The sequence below is a fragment of the Novosphingobium sp. PC22D genome, assembly GCF_002556635.1.
In the GTDB taxonomy this organism is placed as follows: Bacteria; Pseudomonadota; Alphaproteobacteria; order Sphingomonadales; family Sphingomonadaceae; genus Novosphingobium.
In genome coordinates this window covers 373,860-396,229 of sequence record NZ_MWMO01000001.1, presented here as the reverse complement: position 1 = coordinate 396,229, position 22,370 = coordinate 373,860, and the positions used below count along the sequence as shown (strand labels likewise).

At 69.3% G+C, this 22,370-nt stretch carries 19 protein-coding genes and 1 pseudogene; 16 read left to right on the top strand and 4 right to left on the bottom strand.

The features are described 5' to 3' along the window. The first annotated feature begins 4 nt into the window (after positions 1-4). The 10 genes from B2G71_RS01775 to B2G71_RS01730 all read left to right on the top strand — a co-directional run bounded on the left by B2G71_RS01775 (position 5) and on the right by B2G71_RS01730 (position 12,935). Positions 5-1,243, top strand: coding sequence for an efflux RND transporter periplasmic adaptor subunit (locus tag B2G71_RS01775; protein WP_098104036.1), 1,239 nt, complete (start codon positions 5-7; stop codon positions 1,241-1,243). Positions 1,244-1,285: 42 nt separating this feature from the next. After that, positions 1,286-4,480 (top strand): multidrug efflux RND transporter permease subunit, encoded by a 3,195-nt coding sequence (locus tag B2G71_RS01770; protein ID WP_098104035.1) that lies wholly within the window; start codon positions 1,286-1,288, stop codon positions 4,478-4,480. Between the two features lie 11 nt (positions 4,481-4,491). Continuing rightward, positions 4,492-5,907, top strand: a complete 1,416-nt coding sequence (locus B2G71_RS01765) for a TolC family protein (protein ID WP_098104402.1) — start codon at positions 4,492-4,494, stop codon at positions 5,905-5,907. A 131-nt stretch (positions 5,908-6,038) separates the two neighbouring features. Next, positions 6,039-6,722, top strand: a complete 684-nt coding sequence (locus tag B2G71_RS01760; RefSeq protein WP_098104034.1) for a Fe2+-dependent dioxygenase — start codon at positions 6,039-6,041, stop codon at positions 6,720-6,722. An 87-nt stretch (positions 6,723-6,809) separates the two neighbouring features. Then, complete coding sequence (locus tag B2G71_RS01755) at positions 6,810-8,999, top strand: TonB-dependent siderophore receptor (RefSeq protein WP_098104033.1); 2,190 nt, start codon at positions 6,810-6,812, stop codon at positions 8,997-8,999. A gap of 181 nt (positions 9,000-9,180) precedes the next feature. Further along, positions 9,181-9,846, top strand: a complete 666-nt coding sequence (locus tag B2G71_RS24290; RefSeq protein ID WP_098104032.1) for an energy transducer TonB — start codon at positions 9,181-9,183, stop codon at positions 9,844-9,846. A gap of 44 nt (positions 9,847-9,890) precedes the next feature. After that, positions 9,891-10,568: a PepSY-associated TM helix domain-containing protein gene (locus tag B2G71_RS01745; RefSeq protein ID WP_240529958.1), complete on the top strand. Its 678-nt coding sequence runs from the start codon at positions 9,891-9,893 to the stop codon at positions 10,566-10,568. Positions 10,569-10,576: 8 nt separating this feature from the next. Then, positions 10,577-11,083 carry a DUF2271 domain-containing protein gene (locus B2G71_RS01740; RefSeq protein ID WP_098104030.1) on the top strand — a complete coding sequence of 169 codons (507 nt, stop codon included), beginning with the start codon at positions 10,577-10,579 and terminating at the stop codon, positions 11,081-11,083. Between the two features lie 11 nt (positions 11,084-11,094). Beyond that, entirely contained in the window at positions 11,095-11,922 is an 828-nt protein-coding gene (locus tag B2G71_RS01735; protein ID WP_240529957.1) for a DUF4198 domain-containing protein, read from the top strand. Positions 11,923-12,035: 113 nt separating this feature from the next. Next, positions 12,036-12,935, top strand: coding sequence for an FAD:protein FMN transferase (locus tag B2G71_RS01730; RefSeq protein ID WP_098104029.1), 900 nt, complete (start codon positions 12,036-12,038; stop codon positions 12,933-12,935). A 112-nt stretch (positions 12,936-13,047) separates the two neighbouring features. Here B2G71_RS01730 and B2G71_RS01725 read toward each other — a convergent pair whose 3' ends face one another. The 4 genes from B2G71_RS01725 to B2G71_RS01710 are packed head-to-tail and all read right to left on the bottom strand — an operon-like array spanning position 13,048 to position 16,310. Next, entirely contained in the window at positions 13,048-13,767 is a 720-nt protein-coding gene (locus B2G71_RS01725; protein WP_098104028.1) for an RES family NAD+ phosphorylase, read from the bottom strand. Beyond that, positions 13,764-14,189, bottom strand: a complete 426-nt coding sequence (locus tag B2G71_RS01720; protein WP_098104027.1) for an MbcA/ParS/Xre antitoxin family protein — start codon at positions 14,187-14,189, stop codon at positions 13,764-13,766. Before B2G71_RS01720 ends, B2G71_RS01725 begins: the two co-directional genes overlap by 4 nt. Positions 14,190-14,233: 44 nt before the next feature. Then, the gene (locus B2G71_RS01715; protein WP_240529956.1) at positions 14,234-15,424 is read right to left on the bottom strand and encodes a serine hydrolase domain-containing protein; all 1,191 of its coding nucleotides are present in this window, start codon (positions 15,422-15,424) and stop codon (positions 14,234-14,236) included. Continuing rightward, entirely contained in the window at positions 15,417-16,310 is an 894-nt protein-coding gene (locus B2G71_RS01710) for an N-acetylmuramic acid 6-phosphate etherase (protein ID WP_098104025.1), read from the bottom strand. The genes B2G71_RS01715 and B2G71_RS01710 overlap by 8 nt, the downstream gene beginning before the upstream one ends. Before the next feature lie 74 nt (positions 16,311-16,384). Here B2G71_RS01710 and B2G71_RS01705 point away from each other — a divergent pair, with 74 nt between their 5' ends. The 6 genes and pseudogenes from B2G71_RS01705 to dgcA all read left to right on the top strand — a co-directional run bounded on the left by B2G71_RS01705 (position 16,385) and on the right by dgcA (position 22,361). After that, a complete protein-coding gene (locus B2G71_RS01705; protein ID WP_240529955.1) occupies positions 16,385-17,452 on the top strand; it encodes an SIS domain-containing protein in 1,068 nt (355 codons plus the stop codon). Continuing rightward, positions 17,449-18,594 carry an N-acetylglucosamine-6-phosphate deacetylase gene (gene nagA, locus B2G71_RS01700; protein ID WP_098104024.1) on the top strand — a complete coding sequence of 382 codons (1,146 nt, stop codon included), beginning with the start codon at positions 17,449-17,451 and terminating at the stop codon, positions 18,592-18,594. Before B2G71_RS01705 ends, nagA begins: the two co-directional genes overlap by 4 nt. 79 nt (positions 18,595-18,673) lie before the next feature. Continuing rightward, a pseudogene (locus tag B2G71_RS01695) lies at positions 18,674-19,002 on the top strand (GIY-YIG nuclease family protein). Positions 19,003-19,416: 414 nt separating this feature from the next. Then, entirely contained in the window at positions 19,417-20,328 is a 912-nt protein-coding gene (locus B2G71_RS01690; RefSeq protein ID WP_098104023.1) for a LysR substrate-binding domain-containing protein, read from the top strand. Between the two features lie 57 nt (positions 20,329-20,385). Beyond that, positions 20,386-21,420 carry an N-acetyltransferase DgcN gene (gene dgcN, locus B2G71_RS01685; protein ID WP_098104022.1) on the top strand — a complete coding sequence of 345 codons (1,035 nt, stop codon included), beginning with the start codon at positions 20,386-20,388 and terminating at the stop codon, positions 21,418-21,420. Beyond that, positions 21,378-22,361: an N-acetyl-D-Glu racemase DgcA gene (dgcA, locus tag B2G71_RS01680; protein ID WP_098104021.1), complete on the top strand. Its 984-nt coding sequence runs from the start codon at positions 21,378-21,380 to the stop codon at positions 22,359-22,361. The genes dgcN and dgcA overlap by 43 nt, the downstream gene beginning before the upstream one ends. Positions 22,362-22,370: the final 9 nt, after the last annotated feature.

Here is a 22,370-nt window from a genome sequence, read left to right as displayed (position 1 = left end):
GGCCATGGAGGACGCGACGCACGCGCAAGCCCCGCGGCATCGGCGAAGCCGCTGGCTCGCTGCCGCCGGTCTTGCTCTCGTCCTTGCGGGCGGTGCGACCTGGACGCTGCTCGATCGCGGGCCGCCCGCGAATGCCGCGATGCCGCCCGCCACCGTCGAGGCCGCAACTCCGCTGGTCCGCGAAGTCACGCTCTGGGACGATTACGTCGGACGCTTCGCGCCGAGCCAGTCGGTCGAAGTCCGCCCGCGCGTCTCGGGGGCGATCACCGCGATCCACTTCCGCGACGGCGACTTCGTCCGCAAGGGCCAGCCGCTGTTCACCGTGGACCCGCGCCCCTATCGCGCCGCGCTCGCCGAAGCACGGGCCGACGTCGCATCGGCGAGCAGCGCATTGGCGCTCGCCCGCGCCGACTACGCCCGCGTCGAGGGCCTCACCGGCGACGAGGCGATCGCCGCGAGCGAGATCGACGCCCTGCGCGCCAAGGTGCGTGCTTCGTCTGCCGCGCTGGCGGCGGCCCAGGCGCGCGTGCGCAGCCGTGCGCTCGACGTCGAGTTCACCACCGTGCGCGCGCCGATCTCGGGCCGCGTCTCGGACCGGCGCGTCGATGCCGGCAATCTCGTCTCGGGCGAAGGCGGGGCCGAAGCGAGCCTGCTCACGACGATCAATGCGGTCGACCCGATCTATTTCGACTTCGACGCCTCCGAAGCGCTCTTCCTCAAGACGCAGCGTGACCGCGCCGCGGATCGCGCGCCGAGCGATGTCGAGGTGCGCCTGCAGGACGAAGCCGACTACCGCTGGCACGGCAAGCTCGACTTCACCGACAACGGGCTCGATCCGCGCTCGGGCACGATCCGCGTGCGCGCCAGCTTCGCCAATCCGGACGGGTTCCTCACCCCCGGCATGTTCGGCAACATGCGGCTGGCGAGCGGCGGCACGACCCACGCGATGCTCGTGCCCGATGCGGCGGTGCAGTCCGACCAGGCCCGCAAGGTCGTCCTCGTCGTTGCCGGCGACGGCTCGGTCTCGGCCAAGCCGGTCGAGCCCGGGCCGCTGGTCGATGGCCTGCGCGTGATCCGATCCGGGTTGGAACGCGGCGACAGGGTGGTGATCTCGAACTTCGCTGCGGCGGCGCCCGGCAGCAAGGTCAAGACCCGTCCGGGCAAGATCGCCCCCGCCCCCGTTTCCCAAGCCTCCGCCGACCCCGACGTGCCGAGCGCGGCGCAGGCCACGATCGCACGCTGACGCGCCGCGCCCGCGACATCCCCTCCGAAGGGACATCCTAGAATGCGTTTTTCCCGGTTCTTCATCGACCGGCCGATCTTCGCCGGCGTGATCGCGGTGATCATCACGGTGGTCGGCACGCTGGCCTATTTCGGTCTTCCCGTCAGCCAATATCCCGACGTCGTCCCGCCCACGGTGACGGTGACCGCGCAGTATCCCGGCGCATCCGCCGAGACCGTGGCCGATACCGTCGCCGCGCCGATCGAGCAGGAAATCAACGGCGTCGACGACATGCTCTACATGAGCTCGCAGTCGACCGGCGACGGCAAGGTGACGATCACCGTCACCTTCAAGATCGGCACCGACCTCGATGCCGCGCAGGTGCTCGTGCAGAACCGCGTCGCCGTCGCCACGCCGCGCCTGCCCGAAGAGGTGCAGCGCTTCGGCGTCGTCACCCGCAAGTCGTCGCCCGACTTCCTCATGGTCGTGAACCTGCAGTCGCCCGACGGCACCTTCGACCGTGAATACCTGTCGAACTACGCGCTCACCCAGGTCCAGGACCGGCTGGCGCGGCTCGACGGGGTCGGCGACGTGCGGCTGTTCGGATCGCGCGACTACGGCATGCGGATCTGGATCGATCCGGGCCGGGCCGCCGCGCTCGACCTCACCGCCGGCGAAATCCTGAGCGCCTTGCGCGCGCAGAACGTGCAGGTGTCCGCCGGTGCGCTCGGCGCGCCTCCGGTCGCGACCGGCAGGGCCTTCCAGGTCGGCGTCGAGCTGCAGGGACGCCTCGCCGATCCCGAGCAGTTCCGCGACATCGTCATCCGCTCCGATGCCGACGGACGCCAGGTGCGCCTGCGCGACGTCGCGCGGGTCGAGCTCGGCGCGCAAGACTACACCATCAATACCTATCTCTCGGGCGAGCCCACGGTGGTCATCGCGGTGCTGCAACGGCCCGGCTCGAACGCGCTCGAAGCGGCCGAGGCCGTCCGTGCCGAGATGGATTCGCTCGCCGCCAAGTTTCCCAAGGGCCTCGAATATTCGGTGATCTACAACCCCACCGAGTTCATCGGCCAGTCGATCGACGCGGTCTATCACACGCTGATCGAGGCGATGGTGCTGGTCGTCCTCGTCATCCTCGTGTTCCTGCAGAACTGGCGCGCGGCGGTGATCCCGATCCTCGCGATCCCGGTCTCGCTGGTCGGCACCGCGGTGGTGCTGGCCATGGCGGGCTACTCGCTCAACAACCTCTCGCTGTTCGGACTGGTGCTGGCGATCGGCATCGTCGTCGACGACGCGATCGTCGTGGTCGAAAACGTCGAGCGCTACATCGAAGAGGGCCTCTCTCCGATCGAGGCGGCGCGGACCTCGATGGACGAAGTCTCCGGCGCGCTCGTCGCGATCGTGCTGGTGCTCTGCGCGGTGTTCGTGCCGACGATGTTCCTCACCGGCATCTCGGGCGCGTTCTACCAGCAGTTCGCGGTGACGATCTCGACCGCGACGGTGATCTCGCTGCTGCTTTCGCTGACGCTCTCGCCCGCGCTGGCGGCGATCCTGCTGCGCGAGCGCGAGCGCGCCGCGCCGGACGCACCGCGCTGGCGGCACGTCGCGCAGAGCGCGGCGGACCGGTTCAACCGCGGTTTCGAGCGGCTGTCGGAACGCTATTCCGCCCTCACCCGCCGTCTCGTGCGCAAGCCGCGCCGGGTCATGCTGACTTATGGCGGGCTGATCGCGGCCACCGTCGGCCTGTTCTGGGCGACGCCGACCGGGTTCGTCCCGCAGCAGGACCAGGGCTACTTCCTTGCCGCCGCGTTCCTGCCGCCCGGGTCCTCGCTCGAGCGCACCGACGAGGTGACGCGCGACATCGCCAAACGCGTGCTGCCGATCAAGGGCATTCGCGGCGCGGTGATGTTCGCGGGCTTCCACGGCCCCTCGCGCACCGCCTCTCCCGACGCCGCCGCGATCTATTTCCCCTTCGACAGCTTCGCCGAACGGCAGAAGATCGGCGCCGACTACGACACGATCCTCGCCCAGGCGCAGAAGGCGCTCGCCGGCTACGACAAGGCACAGGTCGTGCTGCTGCCGCCGCCGACGATCAACGGCATCGTGCCCGCCGGCGGCTATCGCATGATCGTCGAGGACCGCGAAGGTCGCGGCTACGGCCCGCTCGCTGCCGCCACCGGCAAGCTCGTGGGACAGGCCAACCAGACCGAGGGGCTGACGCAGGTCTACACCCTGTTCAACATGGCGACGCCGCGCGTCTTCGCGGATGTCGACCGCCGCAAGGCCGACCTGCTCGGCGTGCCGCCGCAGCGCGTGTTCGAGGCGCTGCAGGTCTACCTCGGCTCGGCCTTCGTTAACGACTTCAACCTGCTCGGTCGCACCTATCGCGTCACCGCGCAGGCCGACGCGGCGCATCGCGGCTCGATCGCCGACATCGCCAACCTCAAGACGCGCTCGGACTCGGGCGCGATGGTGCCGCTCGGCTCGGTCGCGACCTTCGAGAACAAGACCGGCCCCTACCGCGTGGTCCGCTACAACCTGCTGCCCGCGATCGAGGTCGACGGCAATACGCCGCCGGGATACTCCTCGGGCCAGTCGCTGGCGACGATGGAGAAGCTCGCCGACGAAGTCCTCCCGGCGGGCTATGCCCACGAGTGGACGGGCATCGCCTTCCAGCAGCAGAGCGCGGGCAATACCGCCGCAATCGTGTTCGGCATGGCGGTGCTGTTCGTCTTCCTGGTGCTCGCCGCGCAGTACGAAAGCCTGACGCTGCCGCTCGCGATCATCCTGATCGTGCCGATGTGCCTGTTCGCCGCAATGATCGGGGTGAACCTGCGGGGGATGGACAACAACATCCTCACCCAGATCGGGCTGGTCGTGCTGATCGCGCTGGCCGCGAAGAATGCGATCCTGGTGGTCGAATTCGCCAAGCAGGCGGAGGAAGAACGCGGGATGTCGACAATCGATGCGGCGGTCCACGCGGCGCGGACCCGCCTGCGCCCGATCCTGATGACGAGTTTCGCGTTCATCCTCGGCGCGGTTCCGCTGGTGATCGCCGAAGGCGCGGGCGCCGAGCTGCGCCAGGCGCTGGGCACGGCGATGTTCTTCGGCATGACCGGCGTCACCGGCTTCGGACTGCTGTTCACGCCCACCTTCTACGTCGTGTGCCGCAAGCTCGCCGACCGGCTGCGCCGCGCCCGGACGCGTCGCACCGGCTCCGGCGACACCGATCCGGCGATGCTGCCGGCCGAATAGGAAGCATGATCATGTTCCATCGCAACACCCTCACGGCGCTGCTGGCAAGCGTGAGCCTGACGGCCTGCGCCGCCGGTCCCGACTACGTCGCCCCGACCCCGCCCCCGATGGCTGCGCAGGAATTCATCGGCGCGGCGGATTCCCCGGCGGTCACGACCGCCGAACCGCAGGGCGACTGGTGGCGGCTCTACGACGATCCGATGCTCGATGCGCTGGTGCGTGACGCGCTCGCCGCCAACACCGACGTGCGCGTCGCGGTCGCGCGGATCGAACGGGCGCGGGCCTCGCTGCGCGGCGCGGCGTCCGATCGTCTTCCCTCGACCGCGCTCGAAGGCACCGCCACCTACGGCCGCACCGCGCGGTCGCAAGCGCTGCCCGGCGTCGATCGCGAGCGCCGCGCGGTCGATGCGGGCATGGCGATCGGCTATGAGCTCGACCTGTTCGGCCGCGTGTCGCGCGGAGTCGAGGCGGCGCGCGGCGACTGGCAGGCGGCGCGCGAGGATGCCGACGCGGTGCGCGTCGCGGTCGTCGCCGACACCGTGCGCGCCTACGTCGACGCCGCCGCGAGCGCCGAACGCATCGCTGTCGCCACCCGCACCGTCGACCTGCTGGAGCGCTCGCTGCGGATCACCGGCGCGCGCGAGGAACGCGGGCTTGCCGACCGGCTCGACCTCATCCGCCTGACCCAGTTGCGCGACGAGCAGGCCGCCGCGATCCCGGCGCTCGCCGCCGACCGCGACGCGGCGCTGTTCCGCCTCGCGACGCTGACCGGACGCGCGCCGGCGGCCCTGCCCGCCGAGGCCGGCGCGCGCACCAGACCGCCGGACCTCGCCCAGCCGATCCCGGTCGGGGACGGCCGCGCCCTGCTCGCCCGCCGACCGGACGTGCGCGCCGCCGAGCGCCGCCTCGCCGCCAGCACCGCGCGGATCGGCGTCGCGACCGCCGACCTCTATCCGCGCATCAGCTTCGGCGCATCGGCGGGAACGAGCACGGTGGGCGCGACCGACCTGTTCGGCGCGGGCGCGCTGCGCTGGCTGGTAGGGCCGCTCGTCTCGTGGGCCTTCCCCAACCAGGAGGCGATCCGGGCGCGCATCGGCGAGGCCCGGGCCGACGCGGACGCCGATCTCGCGCGGTTCGACGCTTCCGTGCTGCGGGCGCTCGAAGAGACCGAGACGGCGCTGTCCGCCTATCGCAACGCGCTGCTGCGCCGCGCCTCGCTCCAGTCCGCGCGCGACGCCGCGGACCGCGCCGCGCGGGCAAGCCTTGCCAGGCAGCGGGTGGGGCGGGTAGACTTCCTCACGGTGCTCGACGCGCAGCGCACGCTCGCCGATGCCGAGTTCGCGCTGGCCGAGGCGGACCGCAGCGTCGCCTTCGCGCAAGTCGACCTGTTCCGCGCGCTCGGCGGCCAGTGGACGCAGCAATCCTGAGACGAGAGCTTTTTTGCACCTCGCGGGACAAGTGTTTTTGATAATGCCTCGCATTGACAGAAACCGCATCCGGTCCTAGCGCCTGAGCCGGTCGGGTTGAGGACGACCGCCAAACTGGGGGCAAATCTGTCATGATGCTCAAGATCGAAGGCGTGCTCTCCGCGCAGGACCTGGCCCGCTGCCGCGAGATCATCGATGCGGCCGAATGGGTCGACGGCAACGAGACCTCGGGCCATCAGTCGCGCCTCGCGAAAAGGAACCTGCAACTCGCGCATGGCGGCACGGCGGAACGACAGGCCGGCGACCTGATCGCCGAGGCGCTCGCCCGCACCCCGCAGTTCGTCGCGGCCGCCCTGCCGCTGAAGGTCTTTCCGCCGCTGTTCAACCGCTATTCGGGGGGACAGGAGTTCGGTGCGCACGTCGACAACGCGATCCGCGGCGTCCAGGGAACGCAGCAGCGCGTGCGCAGCGACTTGTCGTGCACCGTGTTCCTTGCCGAGCCGGACACCTACGACGGCGGCGAACTCGTCGTCGAGGACCTCTTCGGCGAGCACCGCGTCAAGCTCGCGGCGGGGGACCTCGTGCTCTATCCGGCCTCGAGTGTCCACCGGGTCACGCCCGTGACGCGCGGCGAACGAGTCGGCTGCTTCTTCTGGCTGCAGAGCATGGTGCGCGACCACGGCCAGCGCGAAAAGCTCTACCGACTCGACTGCGCGATCCAGACGCTTTCGGCCGAACGCGGCGGGGCTGATCCGGTCGTGATCGACCTGACCAGCCTCTACCATAATCTCCTGCGCGACTGGGCCGACACCTGACCTTCTAATTGCGATGCGCTCGCAATAGGTCTTGACGGACTGCGATTGACTCGCAATAGCACTCCTCAGACATATGAGGGGAAATCAATGAAACGTGTCTTCGCAACCGGCGGTGCCGCCGGATTTCTGGCTGTGGGCTGCGTCGGGTTCATCGCGGTGGCAGCCCAGCCGGTCATGGCCCAGACGAAAGACGGCGAGCCGACGCGCCTCGAAGGCATGACCGTGACCGACAGCGCCGTGGAGGATTCCTATCGCGCTGAGCAGACCTCGCCCAAGGCGACGGCTCCGCTCGTCGATACCCCGCGCATCATCACGGTCGTTTCGGAAGCCGTGATCCGCGACAGCGCCTCGTTCACGCTCGAGGATGCGCTGCGCACCGTTCCCGGCATCACCCTCGGCGCGGGCGAAGGCGGCACGGCGTCGGCGGATATTCCGCTGATCCGCGGTATCGATTCGACCGGCAGTGTGTTCGTCGATGGCCTGCGCGACATCGGCTCGCAGACCCGTGAGATCTTCGCGCTCGAACAGATCGAGGTGACCAAGGGCCCGAACTCGGCGTTCGGCGGCCGCGGCACAGCGGGCGGCAGCATCAACCTCGTCTCCAAGGTCGCGCGCGCCGGCGTGTTCGCCGAGGGGCAGGTCACCGCCGGCACCAGCGACCTGGTGCGCGTGACCGCCGACGCCAATGTCCAGCTCAACGACAAGCTCGCCGTGCGCATCGTCGGCATGTATCACGACTCCGACGTACCGGGCCGCGACGCGGTCTTCGATGACCGCTGGGGCGTGCTGCCCTCGATCACCTGGGGCGTGGGCTCGCCGATCTCGGCAACGCTCTCGTACTATCACTACGAAACCGACGCGATGCCCGACTACGGCATTCCGCTGACCTCGCGCGACCAGCTCGCGGGCGGCGTGCGCGAGCCGGCCGACGTCGATCGCGACAACTTCTACGGCCTGCTCGCCCGCGATTTCCAGAAGACCAAGACCGACTCGGTCACATTCGAATTCAACGGCGACCTGGGCGGCGGACTCTATCTGTCGAACACCACCCGCTACAACTACAACACCAACGCCTATATCGTGACCAACCCGGACGACAGCGCCGGCAATGTCGCGAACGGGTTCGTCTGGCGCAACATCAAGAGCCGCAACTCGTGGAACAAGGGCCTGGCGAGCAACACCAACCTCGCCACCAACTTCGACACGGGCTCGATCGAACACGCGCTTTCGTTCGGCTTCGAAATGGCCGTGGCGGACAGTTCCAACGCGGGCTATTCGGTCGCGACAGGTAACCGCTCATGCGCCGACGAGGACTTCGCGAACTACAACTGCACCTCGCTCGACAATCCCGACCCGTCAGACCCGTGGAACGGCACGATCGAGCGCAGCACCAGCCCGTCCACCGCATCGGCCGAGGAATACAGCTTCTACCTGTTCGACACGGTCACGATCCTGCCGCAGCTCCTGCTGAACGGCGGAATCCGCTGGACCGATTTCTCGGCCAAGGCCGCAGGGTGCGGCCGTGGCGGCTGCTACGATGCGGAGAACTCGGGCGACTTCTTCACCTGGCAGGCGGGCGTCGTGTTCAAGCCAAGCGAGACGACCAGCATCTATGCCTCCTACGCCGATTCGAAGAATCCTCCGGGCACGACGGTTGGCGAAGGCAGCGACAATCTCGGTTCGGCCAACGAGACGCGCGAGCCGCAGTCGTTCGAGAACTGGGAAGTTGGCGCCAAGGCCGAACTCATGGAAGGCAACCTCCTGCTTTCGGCCGCGGCCTTCCGGATCAAGCGCAACAACATCATCCAGACCGACGGCGACGTCATCACCGACATCTTCGACGCGGCGCGCCTGCAGGGCTTCGAGCTCGGCGTGACGGGCCAGGCCGGGCCGGTCTCGATCACCGCCGGCTATACCTACGTCGACAGCGAGTTGCGCGCGAACGACAATTCCGAGATCGTGGGCAACGTCCTGCCGCAGACGCCCAAGCACAACTTCTCGGCGACGGTGCGGTGGCAGGCGACCCCGCAGCTCGCGGTGGGCGGCGGTGCCTACGGCGCCTCGAAGCGCTACGCCGATGCGGGCAACTCGATCAGCGCTGACGGCTATGCCCGCTTCGACGCCTTCGCCGAGTATAAGTTCACCCATGCGATATCGGCACGGCTCAACGTTCAGAACATCGCCGACGAGCGCTACATCGTCAAAATCCGCAATCCGCACTTCGCAGTACCCGCCGCGGGGCGGCAAGCGCTCCTGACGATCAGCGCAATGTATTGAGAAATTAATGCAAACGACTTGCATTAGCCTTGATTCCGGGAAACATTGGCGCATGGGCACAGCGACATTGCGACTCACGACGCCGTTTGGCGGGACTCAGGGCACAAGGCCGCGTTTCCCCGAAACGCAGCCGCAACTGGTAACGAGCGACGCGTCGTTTGACGAGTCGCTCGATCCGGAGATGTGGACGGGGGCGGAGCGGGCCGGCTATCAGCCGTCTCGCTTCAGCCTTCGCTCGCTGACGGCGGTCACCGCGCTTCATGTCGCGGCGCTCGCGGTCCTGCTCAGCACCGGGATCGTCGGTCAGGCCAAGCCCGAGAAAGAGCGACTGGCGGTATTCGACGTCGCTCCGCCGGCCAGCCAGCCGCAACCCCCGCCCGAGCCCGTCAGCGAGCCGGTCGAAGCCGCGCCCGTCGCCGCGCCACGGCCGCGCATTCAACTGCCCGTCGCGGCGCCGCGCATCGCCGCGGCGCCTTCGACCTCGACCGTTGTCAGCCTGGCGCCGCCTCAGGCGAGCGGGCCGTCGGCCCCGGCGATCGACGCGCCGCCGGCCCCGCCCGCGCCGATCACGCCGCCCGATTTCAACGCCGCCCAGCTCAACAATCCGGGACCGCGCTATCCCTTTCAGTCGCGCCGCAACCACGAGGAAGGCACGGTCCTGCTCAAGGTCATGGTGACCCCATCCGGCGGCGCCGGCGAAGTGCGACTACACGAATCGAGCGGGTTCAGGGAGCTCGATCAGGCCGCGATCAAGGCGGTCAAGCACTGGCGATTCGTGCCCGCGCAGCAAGCGGGCAAGGCGATCGCCGCCTGGGTCATCGTCCCCATTTCGTTCGCGATCGGCTGAACGCGATGACATCGGGTGAAGCCGCCTTGCGGTCGAGAAAAGACGTGAACGACGGGGCGGGCACGCCGCAGGCGCGAGAAGTCCCGCGCAAGAAGCGGCGCACGCGCGGTTTCTGGGTCCGCCAGCTTCATAGCTGGCACTGGATCAGCTCGGCGATCGCGATGGTTGGCCTGCTGCTGTTCACCGTGACCGGCTTCACGCTCAACCACGCCGCCGACATTTCCGCCGAACCGGTCGTGCGTGACGGTACGGCGACGCTTTCGGCCACGAGCCTCGCCGCGCTCAACGCGCCTGCCGGCGAGACCGGCACGCAGGACGAAGCGGCCCGGCCGATTCCCGACGATGTGCGCGCCGAGCTTTCCGAAACGACCGGTCTCTCGGTGCGCGCCGACGACGCCGAGTGGGACGATGCCGAGGTCTACCTCGCATTGCCCCGGCCCGGCGGCGACGCCTGGCTCGCCATCGACCGCGCCGACGGAGCGATCACCTGGGAGACCACCGATCGCGGCTGGATCGCCTATCTCAACGACCTTCACAAGGGGCGCGACACCGGTGCGGTGTGGCGCTGGTTCATAGACATCTTCGCGCTCGGCTCGCTCGTCTTCATCGGCACCGGCTTCGTGCTGATGTACCTGCACAGCCGCAACCGCCCGGCCACCTGGCCGGTCACCGGGCTCGGCCTTCTCGTGCCCGTGCTCCTCGCCCTGCTTTTCATCCATTGAGGTTTTCCATGCGCAAGACGTCCTTCATCGCAATGACCGGCGCGGCCGCCGTCTCGTCTCCGGCGCTCGCCGATTCGATGGCGATCGACATCACCATCCCGCAACTGAAGGTCGCCGAGTACCACCGCCCCTATGTCGCGGTCTGGCTCGAACCGGCGAGCGGCGGCGCAATCCGCACGCTCGCGGTCTGGTACGACCACGACATGCGCGGCGGCGAAGGCGCCAAGTGGCTCAGCGACATGCGCACCTGGTGGCGAAAGGGTGGGCGCAGCGCCAAGCTCGACGGCGTGACCGGCGCGACCAAGGCGCCCGGCCCGCAGAAACTCACCGTGCCGGCCAGCGCGCTGCGCGGGCTCGCGGCGGGCGATTACAAGCTCTCGATCGAGGCCGCGCGCGAGGTCGGCGGGCGCGAAGTCGTCAGCGTTCCGGTCACGCTCGGCAGCAAGTCCGCCACGACCAAGCGCACCGCCGGCAAGAGCGAACTCGGCGCCGTCGCCGTATCCATCAAACCGTGAAAGGACATCCCGTGAACGCGAAATCCCGTCTGGTCCTCGCCGCCCTCGCCCCGGTTCTGGCGCTCGCCACGGCCGTCCCGGCATCGGCGCATCGCATGTGGCTGCTGCCTTCCAAGACGGTGCTGTCGGGCGATGACGCCTGGATCACGGTCGACGCCGCCGTCTCGAACGACCTGTTCGAGGCGAACCACCGTCCGCTCGATCCCGAGCAGGTCGAGGTCGAGATGCCCGACGGCAGCAAGGGCGCCATCGCCAACCCGATGCGGGGCGAACTGCGCGGCACCTTCGACGTGCATCTCACCAGCCAGGGCACCTACCGCATCGGCATGGAGCGCGCCGGGATCTTCGGCGGATACATGCTCAATGGCGAGCGTAAGCGCCTGCCGCGCGGCGCCGCCGCAGGCGACATCGCCAAGCTCATTCCCGAAGGCGCGACCGACGTGAACCTTGCCGAAACGATCATGCGCAACGAGGTCTTCGTGACGCTCGGCACGCCGACCGAAGAAGTCTTCAAGCCCTCGGGCAAGGGCCTCGAGATGGTCCCGGTGACGCACCCTGACGACCTCGTCGCCAACGAACCGGGCGTGTTCCGCTTCCTGATCGACGGCGAGCCGGCGGCCGGTCTCAAGCTCACAGTCATCAAGGGCGGCGGCCGCTGGCTCAATACGCCGATCGAGATCTCCGCGACCACGGACGCCAAGGGCGAAGCGACGATCGCCTGGCAGGATGCCGGCTTCTACTGGCTCGAAGCCGAGGCCGAGGACGACAAGGCCGCGCTGCCCAATGCCGGCAAGCGCCGTCTGGGCTACATCACCACGCTCGAGGTGCTCGCGCCCTGAGTCCGAGCGAGGCCATCGACGACACGATCCGCATCGCCATCCCGCCGGCGAACGGCGACACGCGGCGATTCCTGCCTCCGAAGGGGCGTGTCACCGGCTTCGGCGGCGCGACGATGGGAACGACCTGGCGAGTCGATCTCGTCGTCGCGAACGAAAGCGCGCCTGCCGCGCTCGAAGCGCGATGCGCACAGGTGCTCGATCGCATCGTCGCCGAGATGAGCCAGTGGGAGCAGACCTCGCACCTGTCGCGCTTCAACCGCTTGCGCGGCGGCCAGTGGCTCGACCTGCCGCGCGGCTTCGCCGCGGTGGTCGGCGAAGCGCTCGCGATCGCGGAGATGACCGGAGGGGCGTTCGATCCTACGGTCGGGCGCGCGTCGCAGATGTGGGGATTCGGCTCCGAAGCGGTCACGCGGGCGCCGAGCGAGGGCGCGATCGCCGACGCGGCGAAGGCCGCGGGCTGGCAGCGGCTCGCTTTCGACCGCGCGATGAAGCGGCTGCGCCAGCCCGGCGGCGTGGCGCTCGACTTGTGCGCCATCGCCAAGGGCTACGGCGTCGATTGCCTCGCCGCCGTGCTCGAAGGCGCGGGGATCACGTCGTACCTCGCCGAGATCGGCGGCGAGTTGCGCGCGGCGGGGGTCAAGCCCGACATGCAGCCCTGGTGGGTCGCGATCGAAGAGGATGAGAGCGCCAACCTCGCGCCGCTACGCCTCGCTCTGTCCGGCTGGGCGGTCGCGACGAGCGGCAATAGCCGGCGCTTTCACGATTTCGGCACGCTCCGGCTGGGCCACACGATCGATCCGGGGAGCGGCGTCCCGATGCTGCGCGGCGCGGAGAGCGTGACGGTGGTGGCCGAGAGCGCGATGCGCGCCGATGCGCTGGCTACCGCGCTGATGGTGATGGGCGAGGATGCCGCGCAATTCGCCCGCGAGCATGATCTGATCGCGCGCGTGGTGACGAAGCGGGGCACCGGCTTCGCCGAGCACCTGTCGCCGCGTTTCGCCGCGATGCTCTGACACGCGCACGTCGGCCGGTTGCGGAGCGTGCCGCGGAGATACGAAGCCTTGCGAGTGGACGGCGCCTGAGCCCGGAATTGCTCGCCAAGCCGTGATTCGACGCGACGATCGCTCAACGCGCCTCGACGACGCGCAGTACCGTGCCCGAACCGGCCTCGCGCACCAAGTCGACCTGCTCGCCGTTCCAGTGATAGTCGAGATGTCGCCCCTGCACCGGCCGCGACCCGCCGTCGGGATAGAAGAGCGCGACGCACTCGCCCTCGACGTGGCGGACGCTGGGATAGACCAGTCCATCCGAGCCCTCGCGCCTCAATCGCCTCGCAAGGTCCTGCGATCGCGCATAGCTGCCGGGATCGAGCAATGGATCGGCCGCGCGGTCACGGGCGCGCAAATCGTGAAGAGCCGCTTCGACGTCCAGCACGATCTCGCGGAACTGCGAGGTCCAGCCCGGAGGCTCGGCGGTGCGGGCCATGAAGCGGGCATGGTGATGGATCGTTTCGAACAGCGCGGTCTCGAACGCTTTCGCCGCATAGAGAACGCCGAAGCCGCCATCGGAAAACCGGCTCGGCCGCTCGGGACTGACATGGGTGAAGGGCGACATGAGATAAGAGGCGCCCGCGCCGCCCACGCGCCGCGCCAACGGCACCAGATCGAGGTTGCCGATCGTCTCCATAAGGCGCGGATTGGTCTTCTGCTCCGCCGAGATCAGCAGCGGCCAGTCGGCCGGGTCGGCAATGTCCTCGAACAGGTCGATCGGCGGCCAGGCGCTGCGGATGATGCGCACCGCGCCTGGCCACGCGACCAGCGAGACCGGGTACTGCGCGCCAGTCACCAGCCGCCGCGTTCGGCATCGAGATAGCGGCGCACGCGCATCAAGTCGGTGAGTTCGCCGCCCAGCATGATCTCGAGCGCGCTGCGGCCTGCGAAGGCGTCATTGGCCGCGCGAATCCAGCCGTAACCGCGTTGGCGTTCTGAAAAGATGATCCGCAGGGCCTTGTGGATGCCCATCAGGTTCGAGAGTCGCGCCGCACCGTCTCGCGAGACCCGCCCTGCGCCCGCCGCTTTCCAGCGGCGATAGGTTCGCAGCGGCAGGTCGAGCAATCTGGCGGCCTGCTCGTCGGTCAGCTCCCACTTGCCGAACAGGTTCACCGCCGCCCTGAACATCGCGGCGGCTTCTTCCTGCGTAACCGGCTCGGGCGCGAAGGCCCTGGCGCCGATGTCGATGGGTTCGAGATCGAGCCTTCGGTTTTCCATATGGCATTAGATATTCATTATCAGGCCATTTGGCAATGGTCGTGTCAGGGGCGCGGCGAACTGGCCAGTTCTTCCTCAATGGCGGTGAACGCCGAGTGCCCGCCCACGTCGGCGTCGAGCACGTCGGTCGCGAAATAGGCTAGGCCAGTGCCAGTCTCGCGCGAATACCACAGGCCCGACTTGAGGCCGTAGGCATCGCCGGCATGGCCGAAGCGGGTGCGACCGTCGCCGAAGGGATCGTCGCGGCAACCCTCGCGCGGCGTCGCGAGGATCATCATGGCAAGACCGTAACGGCAATGAAACCCGTCTCCGGTGTCGCCGTTGGCGCCGTCGAAGCTCCATTCGGGCGTCTCGAGCAGCGCGACCGAGGCGGGCTCGAGCACGCGCGTTTCGCCCAGCTTGCCCCTTGCCAGCAGCATCTGCCCGATCCGGGCCAGGTCCCGCGCGGAAATGCGCAGGCCGCCCTGCGGCGAGAAGATCGCGCCGTTCGTGCCCGGCCGCCACGTCGCAAGCTCGCACGTCCCGTCGCGCGCCGGCGTGACCGGGCAGGCCGGGCGCTGGCCGTGATCATCGTCCTTCACCGGCTCGCGCTCGCGATAAAGCACCACGCCGCGCGCGACCGCCGCGTCCGAGCACGTCACCCAGTTGAAGCAGCCGTCGATCCCCAGCGGGGCGAGCACCAGCCGCGCGACGATCCGGTCGAACCGCTCGCCGGTGGCGCGCTCCATGACCGCGGCGATCACGGGGAAATTGAAGTTGGTATAATGGAACCAGGTGCCCGGCGCATGCTCGGCGTCCCAGGCGGCCGGGTCCGCGAGCACGGTCGCCATGTCGGCATCGAGCGGCAGCACGTAGTCGATGGTATCGGTCAGGCTCGAGCGGTGCGAAAGCAGCAACCGCAGCGTGATCGGAACATCGGGAAAGGCCGGGTTGCGTAACCGCCAACCGAGCGTGGCGGAGACATCGGCATCGAGATCGAGCCGGCCCTGCTCGACCAGCCGCATCACCGCGATCGCGGTGACAAGCTTCGAGATCGAGGCCACGCGCACCGGATCGTCGAGCGTAAGCGCGCGGCCCGTCGCGAGATCGGCGGTGCCCTCTACATTCGCGCCGGTGATCCCGTTCGCATCGAACGTCACGCGCGCCGTGGCGACCGGGCGCTGGGGCTCCGCATGCGCAGCACCGGCGAATGCCACGGCAAGTGCCAGCATCAAGGCCGGGAGGCGCCTAGCCATTGGCCTTGTCCAGCGCTTCGAGCGCACCGCGAAGCTGGCCGCCGTGCGCCTCCAGCAGGCTCGCCGCCTCCGCCGGGGCGAGGCCGCGCGCCACGAGAACCGCGCGGCGGATGTCGTTGCCGCTCGCCGCGAGCGCCGCTTCGGCCGACACCGCGTCTACTCCGGCGAAGCGCGCGACCATGGCGTTTGCCCGCACGCGCAGCTTGGCGTTGGTCGGGCGCATCGCCACCATGCGGCCTTCGTAGACCCGCCCGAGCGCGAGCATCGTCGCGGTCGAGAAGAGGTTGAGCGCCGCCTTCTGCGCGGTGCCGGCCTTCATTCGCGTCGAGCCCGCCAGCACTTCCGCACCGGTGTCGAGCAGCACCGCATGATCGCCAAGCGCGAGCAAGGGTGCACCGGAGTTGTTGGCCATGGCGACGGTAAGCGCGCCGGCCTCCCGCGCCGCTTCGAGCGCGGCGCAGGTGAACGGCGTGCGGCCGCTGGCGGCGACACCTATGACCACATCGCTTGGCCCGACGTCGGCCCCGGCGATCGCCGCACGCGCCGCCTCGCGGTCGTCCTCCGCCCCCTCGACCGCGCCGGTCACGGCCTTGTCGCCCCCGGCCATGAGGAACACGAGCCGGTCTTCGGGCCAGTCGAAAGTGGGAGTGAGTTCGACGCCGTCCTGGATCGCGATCCGCCCCGAGGTGCCAGCGCCGACATAGACCAGCCGCCCGCCCGCCCGCAGCCGGGAGGCGGCGGCGGCGGCGGCCTCGGCGAGCACGCCGCTGGCGCTGGCCAGCGCGGCGACGGCCGCCATCTGCCCTTCCCACATCGCCTGCACCGCCTGGTCGAGCGGCCAGCGGTCGAGGTCCCGGTAGCGCTCGTCTGCCGCTTCGGTCGTCATGACCCGGGCATAGCAACCGATTACCCAGGCGAATACCGCACAAACACAACGCACCTTTGTACCCAAGGTTATGGATGGTATCGCCCTCGACCATGGACGCGAGCGTAAGCAGGACGAGCCAGATGCGGCGCGAGGCGGCCGAGGCGGCGGAGCGGGCCGCACGCCAGGTGCGCGACAATCGCGACACGGTGCGCGCGGCGGTCGAGCGCCTGCGCGCTGCGCGCCCGCCGTTCGCGGCAACACTCGCGCGCGGCAGCTCCGACCATGCCGCGAGTTTCGCCAAGTTCCTGTTCGAGACGCGCCTTGGCCTGCCGACGCTGAGCCATGCGCCTTCGACCGGCGCGCTCTATCACGCGACCTCGCCTGCGTTCGCCGGCGTGCCGTTGGTGGCGATCTCGCAGTCGGGCCGAAGCCCGGACCTGCTCAGCGCCGCCGAGGACGCGCGGAGCAAGGGGGCGGTGCTCGTGGCGCTGGTCAACGACACCGCATCACCGTTGGCCGGGATGGCGGACGTGCTCATCCCGCTCGGCGCCGGTCCGGAAACCAGCGTGGCGGCGACCAAGAGCTTCGTCGCTTCGCTGGTCGCGCTGACGCAGATCGCGGCGGAATGGAGCGACGACGACACCCTGCGCGGCGCGCTCGACGGTATCGAGGACGTGCTGGACGCGGCGTGGCGGCAGGACTGGTCGCAAGCCCTCGCCCCGCTCACCGAAGCGCCGCGCCTGTTCGTGCTGGGACGCGGACCGACGCTGCCGATCGCGGGCGAGGCGGCGCTCAAGTTCAAGGAAGTCGCGGGCATCCACGCCGAAGCCTTCAGCAGCGCCGAAGTGGCGCACGGGCCGATGACGCTGGTCGGCCCCGGCGATCCTGTGCTGATCTTCGCGCCGCGCGATGTCGCCCGGACCGGACTATCCGAGCGCATCGCCGACTTCACGGGCCGCGGCGCGGTCATCATCGCCAATGGCCTTGCCGAGGATGTCGGCGGGGCTTCGATCGTGCTGCCGGGATGCGATGCCCATCCGGTGATCGCCCCGATCGCCCAGATCCTGAGCTTCTATCGCCTCGTCGAGGCGCTGGCGCTGGCGCGCGGTCGCGATCCGGACCATCCGCCGCATCTGCGCAAGGTCACGCGCACGCTATGATCGGCCTATCGGGCGCGCGCATCGTCACGCCAACAGGCGTGGTCGAAGACCGGGTCCTCATGCTCGATGGGGACAGGATCGCGGGCCTCCTGCCGGAACCGCCGCCCGGCGAATGCGAAATGCATGACCTGCGCGGCGGGTGGCTGCTGCCCGGTTTCATCGACACGCAAGTCAACGGCGGCGGCGACGTGCTGCTCAACGATCGCCCCACGCTCGACGGCGTGCGCACCATCGCCGCCGCGCATCGCCGCTTCGGCACCACCGGCCTGCTGCCGACGCTGGTGAGCGGCGACCTCGCGCTGATCGCGGCGACGCTCGAAGCGATCGACGCCGCGATCGCGGCGGGCGTGCCCGGCGTGCTCGGCGCGCACATCGAGGGCCCGTTCATCGCGCTCGCCAAGCGCGGCATTCATCCCGCCGCGAGCCTGCGTCCGCTCGACGAGGAGGCGCTCGACCTGCTGTGCCGCCCCCGGCGCGGCGCGCGGGTGGTGACGCTCGCGCCCGAACTCGCGCCGCCCGGCGCGATCGCGCGGCTGCGCGCGGCAGGGGTGATCGTGGCCGCCGGGCACTCGATGGCCGACTACGAGACCTCACGCGCCGCTATCGCCGAGGGGCTTTGCGGCTTCACCCACCTGTTCAACGCGATGACGCCGCTTACCAGCCGCGAGCCGGGCATGGTCGGCGCCGCGCTCGACGACCGCAGGACGATCTTCGGGCTCATCGCCGATGGCGAACACGTCCATCCGGCAAGCCTGCGCGCCGCGATACGTGCGCGCGGCGAGGACGGCGCGATGCTCGTCACCGACGCCATGCCTCCCGTCGGCGGCAGCGCCCAGAGCTTCGACCTCGGCGAGGCCCATGTCATGGTGCGCGGTGGCCGGCTGGTCGACGCGACGGGCACGCTCGGCGGTTCGCTCCTCACCATGGCGCAGGCCCTGCGCAACGCGCGCGACCTGATCGGCCTGCCAATCGAGACCGCCTCGCGCCTGGCAAGCGGAAACCCGGCGCGCTTCCTCGACATGGACGGCCAGCGCGGCGCGATCGCGCCGGGCCTCGCCGCCGATCTCGTCCACCTCGACGAAAACCTGCGCGTCACCGCGACATGGATCGCCGGCGCGCGCAACGACATGGGGGAAGTCTGACCGTCCGCTCCGGAGCATGCGCAGTCAGAAGCGGCCTTTCCGGACACGACGACATTGCGGTCGCATTCCCCCACGCGTCATGCCAGCGAAAGCTGGCATCGCTCTCGGAGTTGCGCCACCGTGGTTCGATGGGCGGCTGGACCTATATCCTGACCAACAAGCCACGCGGCGTGCTGTACGTGGGGCTCACCGCGAACCTGGCTGTGCGCATGGCGCAGCATCGCGCTGGGTCCGGTTCCTCTATATGGACTGAAGCGACTGGTCTTGGTCGAGTGCCATGAGGAAATCGCCATGGTCATTACGCGAGAGAAGGCTCTCAAGGCTTGGAAGCGCGACTGGAAAATCAAGCTTATCGAGCAAGCGAACCCTGGCTGGGAGGACTTGTTCGATCACCTCGCTCAACCGTGAGCGATCCCAGCTTTCGCTGGGATGACGGATGAGGCTCAATGTCCGCTCCCACGACTTTCGCGACGTTCCAGACTCGCAAAGCGTTCGCCGAAAGCGGACAGTTGGTAGAACTGATGCCAACCACGCTCAGCCTGATCTCGTCGAAGGCTCCGCGTTGAGACCTTCGACAAGCTCAGGCTGAGCGGGCGAGGTGCTTGCCGCTCGTGCGCCTCCCACGACTTTCGCGCCATTGGCAGCCTTCCCTACGCCCGCCGGGAGCGGCCGTCACCGAAAAGCAGGCGCATGCGGAGTTGCCTCGCTCTCCGCGCCGGCGTTGGATATTGCGTCGGCGGGTTTCAGTTCGACCTAGGCACGACGCGCGCTTGAGCCTATGGCTGGCGATCCGCCCATTCATCAAGGCTATGTCCCCGACGCATGAACCTGCGGCACATCGAGATTTTTCACGCGGTCTACACCAACGGGTCGGTCAGCGCCGCCGCCCGGACGCTCAACGTGTCGCAGCCCTCGGTGTCGAAAGTGCTGCGCCACGCCGAATCGCTGCTGGGCTTCAAACTGTTCGAGCGGGCCAACGGCCGCCTGATTCCGACCGAGGACGCGCACACGCTGTTTTCCGACGTCGCCGAGATCCAGGACCGTGTCTACGCGCTGCGCGAGGCGAGCCGCAATCTCAAGCGCGGCACCGGCTCGATCCTGCGCGTCTCCTCGCTGCCGTCGATCGCGCTCGAGGCTCTGCCCGCGACCGTCACGCAATTCCTGCGCAGCCACGAGAACGTGAAGTTCGACCTCCAGACCGTTCACCACGAGGACCTGCTGCGCAAGCTCTACGAGCGCGAGACCGATATCGCGGTCGCCTACGAGGTGCCGCGCGCCGCACCGCTCGGCCATCACTGGATCGGCGCGGGCGAACTGGTCGTGCTCTATCGCGAGGAAGACCTGCCCGACGCACCGCCGCGCATCGATCTCGAACAGCTCGTCGGCAAGCCCTTCATCAGCCTCGCCGCGAGCGGCCCCATCGGCACGCTGTTCACCGCCGAGGTGCAGCGCATCGGGGTGGAGCTTGACGAAGTGGTCTCGGCGCGCACCTTCCACATCGCCACCGCGCTGGTGCGCAAGGGGGTGGGCATGACCGTGGTCGACAGCTTCACCGCGCGTGCCTCGCTGGTGCCCGGCCTGTCGATGCGGCCGATGCGCTCGCGCCTCACGTTCGACGTCCATGCGATGTACCTGCTCAACCGCCCGCCCACCGCGCTCGCGACGGACTTCATCAAGGCCCTGGCGCGCACGATCGAGGCGCAGTCGCGGCCGATCCATAGCGGCGGGTTATAGCGCGCCGAGCGTTCAATATGGTAATCATCGCGCCATACGCGACTAGCGTGGTGCACGATGATCCCGAGCCCCTATTTCCTCTACCTTGGCAGCAGCGACGACAGCGTCGGCATCAAGACCTCGCGCGGCCTCGCCGAATTCCGCCGCGCCGACTGCGTCGGCGAGTTCCGCCACGACGCCTCGCCCCTCACGCTCGGCCTGCCGCGCCTGACGATGGCCGAAGCCGCGGCGGCGGGCGCACGCACGCTGGTGCTCGGCATCGCCAAGGCCGGCGGCGCGATCGGCGAGGAGATGATCGCCGATGCCGCCGAGGCGCTGCGCAACGGCATGAACGTCGCGGCCGGCCTGCACCGCCGCCTGCGCGACATACCCGAACTGGCCGCGCTGGCGAGGGAAGGCGGGCTGCAGCTTTTCGACGTGCGCGAGCCGCCCGCCGATTTGCCCATCGGCACCGGCTATGCCCGCCCGGGCAATCGCCTGCTGACGGTTGGAACCGATTGCTCGGTCGGCAAGATGTACGCCTCGCTGGCGCTGACGCAGGCGCTGCGCGAACGCGGCGTCGCGGCGGACTTCCGCGCGACCGGGCAGACCGGCATCCTCATCGCCGGAGCCGGCGTGCCGGTCGATGCCGTGGTCGCCGATTTCATCTCGGGCGCGATCGAGGCGCTGACGCCAGCCCGCGACGACGAGGGCTGGGACGTCATCGAGGGCCAGGGCTCGCTGTTCCATCCCTCCTTCGCCGGCGTTTCGACCGGGCTGCTCCACGGCGCGCAGGCGAGCGCGCTGCTGCTCTGCCACGATCCCGCGCGCGAGACGATGCGCGGCCTTGCCGGACGGTCGCTGCCCGAACTCGGGCAATGCCTCGAGGCCAACCTGCGCGTCGCGCGGCTCACCAGCCCGGACGTGCGCGCGGTCGGCGTCTGCCTCAACACCTCCACGCTCGACGAGAGCGCCGGGCTTGCCATCTGCGCCGAAGTCTCGGCGACGCTCGGCCTGCCGTGTACCGACCCGATGCGCTTCGGGCTCGATACGATCGTCGACGAATTGCTATGCCCCGCCAACTTCACGCCCGCCACGACAGCTTCGCTCTAAGTCGCCCTTTCCGGATCGCACGCGGAGTAAAGACCGCGGCCGAGGTCGTGACCGTCACGCTCGCGCAGGGCGGCCTTGTCGGACGCGGCGAAGCGGTGCCCTATGCCCGCTACGGCGAGAGCATCGAGAGCGCGCTGGCGCAGATCGAGGCGGTGCGCGCAGCGATCGAGGCCGGGGCGGATCGCGCCGCTCTCGCCGCGCTCCTGCCGGCCGGCGCGGCGCGCAACGCGCTCGACTGCGCGCTGTGGGACCTTGAAGCGAAAGTCGACGGCATCGGCGTGAGCGCGCGGCTCGGCGAGCCCGCGCCGACGCCGATTGCAACCGCGCTCACCATCGTCATCGACACGCCCGAAGCGATGGCCGCCGCGGCGCGCGACGTGGCCGATGCGCCGCTGCTCAAGATTAAGGTCGACGCCAACGCCCCGGCGGATGCGATCCGCGCCGTTCGCGGCGCCGCGCCGGAGGCGGCCCTGATCGTCGATCCCAACGAGAGCTGGGACGAGGCCATGGTCCGCGCCATGGCGGGCGTGCTCGAGGAATGCGGCGTGGCGCTGCTCGAACAGCCGGTTCCGGCCGAGGCCGACGCCTGGCTGGCGGGCTACGCCTCGCCGGTGCCGATCTGCGCCGACGAGGCCGTCCATGTCGCCGCCGATCTCGATGTCGTCGCGGCGCGCTACGACGCGGTCAACGTCAAGCTCGACAAGGCGGGCGGGCTCACCGAAGGCCTCGCGCTGGCGCACGCCGCGCGCGAACGCGGGCTCGGTCTGATGACCGGCTGCATGGTCTGTTCCTCGCTCGGCATCGCGCCCGCGCTGCACGTCGCGCGGCTGTCCGACTGGGTCGACCTTGACGGGCCCTACTGGCTCCGGGAGGATCGCCAGGGCGGCGTGCGCTTCGAGGGCGGCTATGTTCTGCCGCAGCAAGAGGGGTTCTGGGGGTGATACGAGGGC

Coding starts and splice junctions, on each gene's coding strand:
- B2G71_RS01710 (WP_098104025.1), bottom strand. CDS start 16,310: ATGACGACCGAAGCGGCAGACGAGCGCTACCGGGACCTCGACCGCTGG.
- B2G71_RS01690 (WP_098104023.1), top strand. CDS start 19,417: ATGAACCTGCGGCACATCGAGATTTTTCACGCGGTCTACACCAACGGG.
- nagA (WP_098104024.1), top strand. CDS start 17,449: ATGATCGGCCTATCGGGCGCGCGCATCGTCACGCCAACAGGCGTGGTC.
- dgcA (WP_098104021.1), top strand. CDS start 21,378: ATGCCCCGCCAACTTCACGCCCGCCACGACAGCTTCGCTCTAAGTCGC.
- B2G71_RS01715 (WP_240529956.1), bottom strand. CDS start 15,424: ATGGCTAGGCGCCTCCCGGCCTTGATGCTGGCACTTGCCGTGGCATTC.
- B2G71_RS01705 (WP_240529955.1), top strand. CDS start 16,385: ATGGTATCGCCCTCGACCATGGACGCGAGCGTAAGCAGGACGAGCCAG.
- B2G71_RS01740 (WP_098104030.1), top strand. CDS start 10,577: ATGCGCAAGACGTCCTTCATCGCAATGACCGGCGCGGCCGCCGTCTCG.
- B2G71_RS01770 (WP_098104035.1), top strand. CDS start 1,286: ATGCGTTTTTCCCGGTTCTTCATCGACCGGCCGATCTTCGCCGGCGTG.
- B2G71_RS24290 (WP_098104032.1), top strand. CDS start 9,181: ATGTGGACGGGGGCGGAGCGGGCCGGCTATCAGCCGTCTCGCTTCAGC.
- B2G71_RS01775 (WP_098104036.1), top strand. CDS start 5: ATGGAGGACGCGACGCACGCGCAAGCCCCGCGGCATCGGCGAAGCCGC.
- B2G71_RS01760 (WP_098104034.1), top strand. CDS start 6,039: ATGATGCTCAAGATCGAAGGCGTGCTCTCCGCGCAGGACCTGGCCCGC.
- B2G71_RS01755 (WP_098104033.1), top strand. CDS start 6,810: ATGAAACGTGTCTTCGCAACCGGCGGTGCCGCCGGATTTCTGGCTGTG.
- dgcN (WP_098104022.1), top strand. CDS start 20,386: ATGATCCCGAGCCCCTATTTCCTCTACCTTGGCAGCAGCGACGACAGC.
- B2G71_RS01730 (WP_098104029.1), top strand. CDS start 12,036: ATGGGAACGACCTGGCGAGTCGATCTCGTCGTCGCGAACGAAAGCGCG.
- B2G71_RS01720 (WP_098104027.1), bottom strand. CDS start 14,189: ATGGAAAACCGAAGGCTCGATCTCGAACCCATCGACATCGGCGCCAGG.
- B2G71_RS01765 (WP_098104402.1), top strand. CDS start 4,492: ATGTTCCATCGCAACACCCTCACGGCGCTGCTGGCAAGCGTGAGCCTG.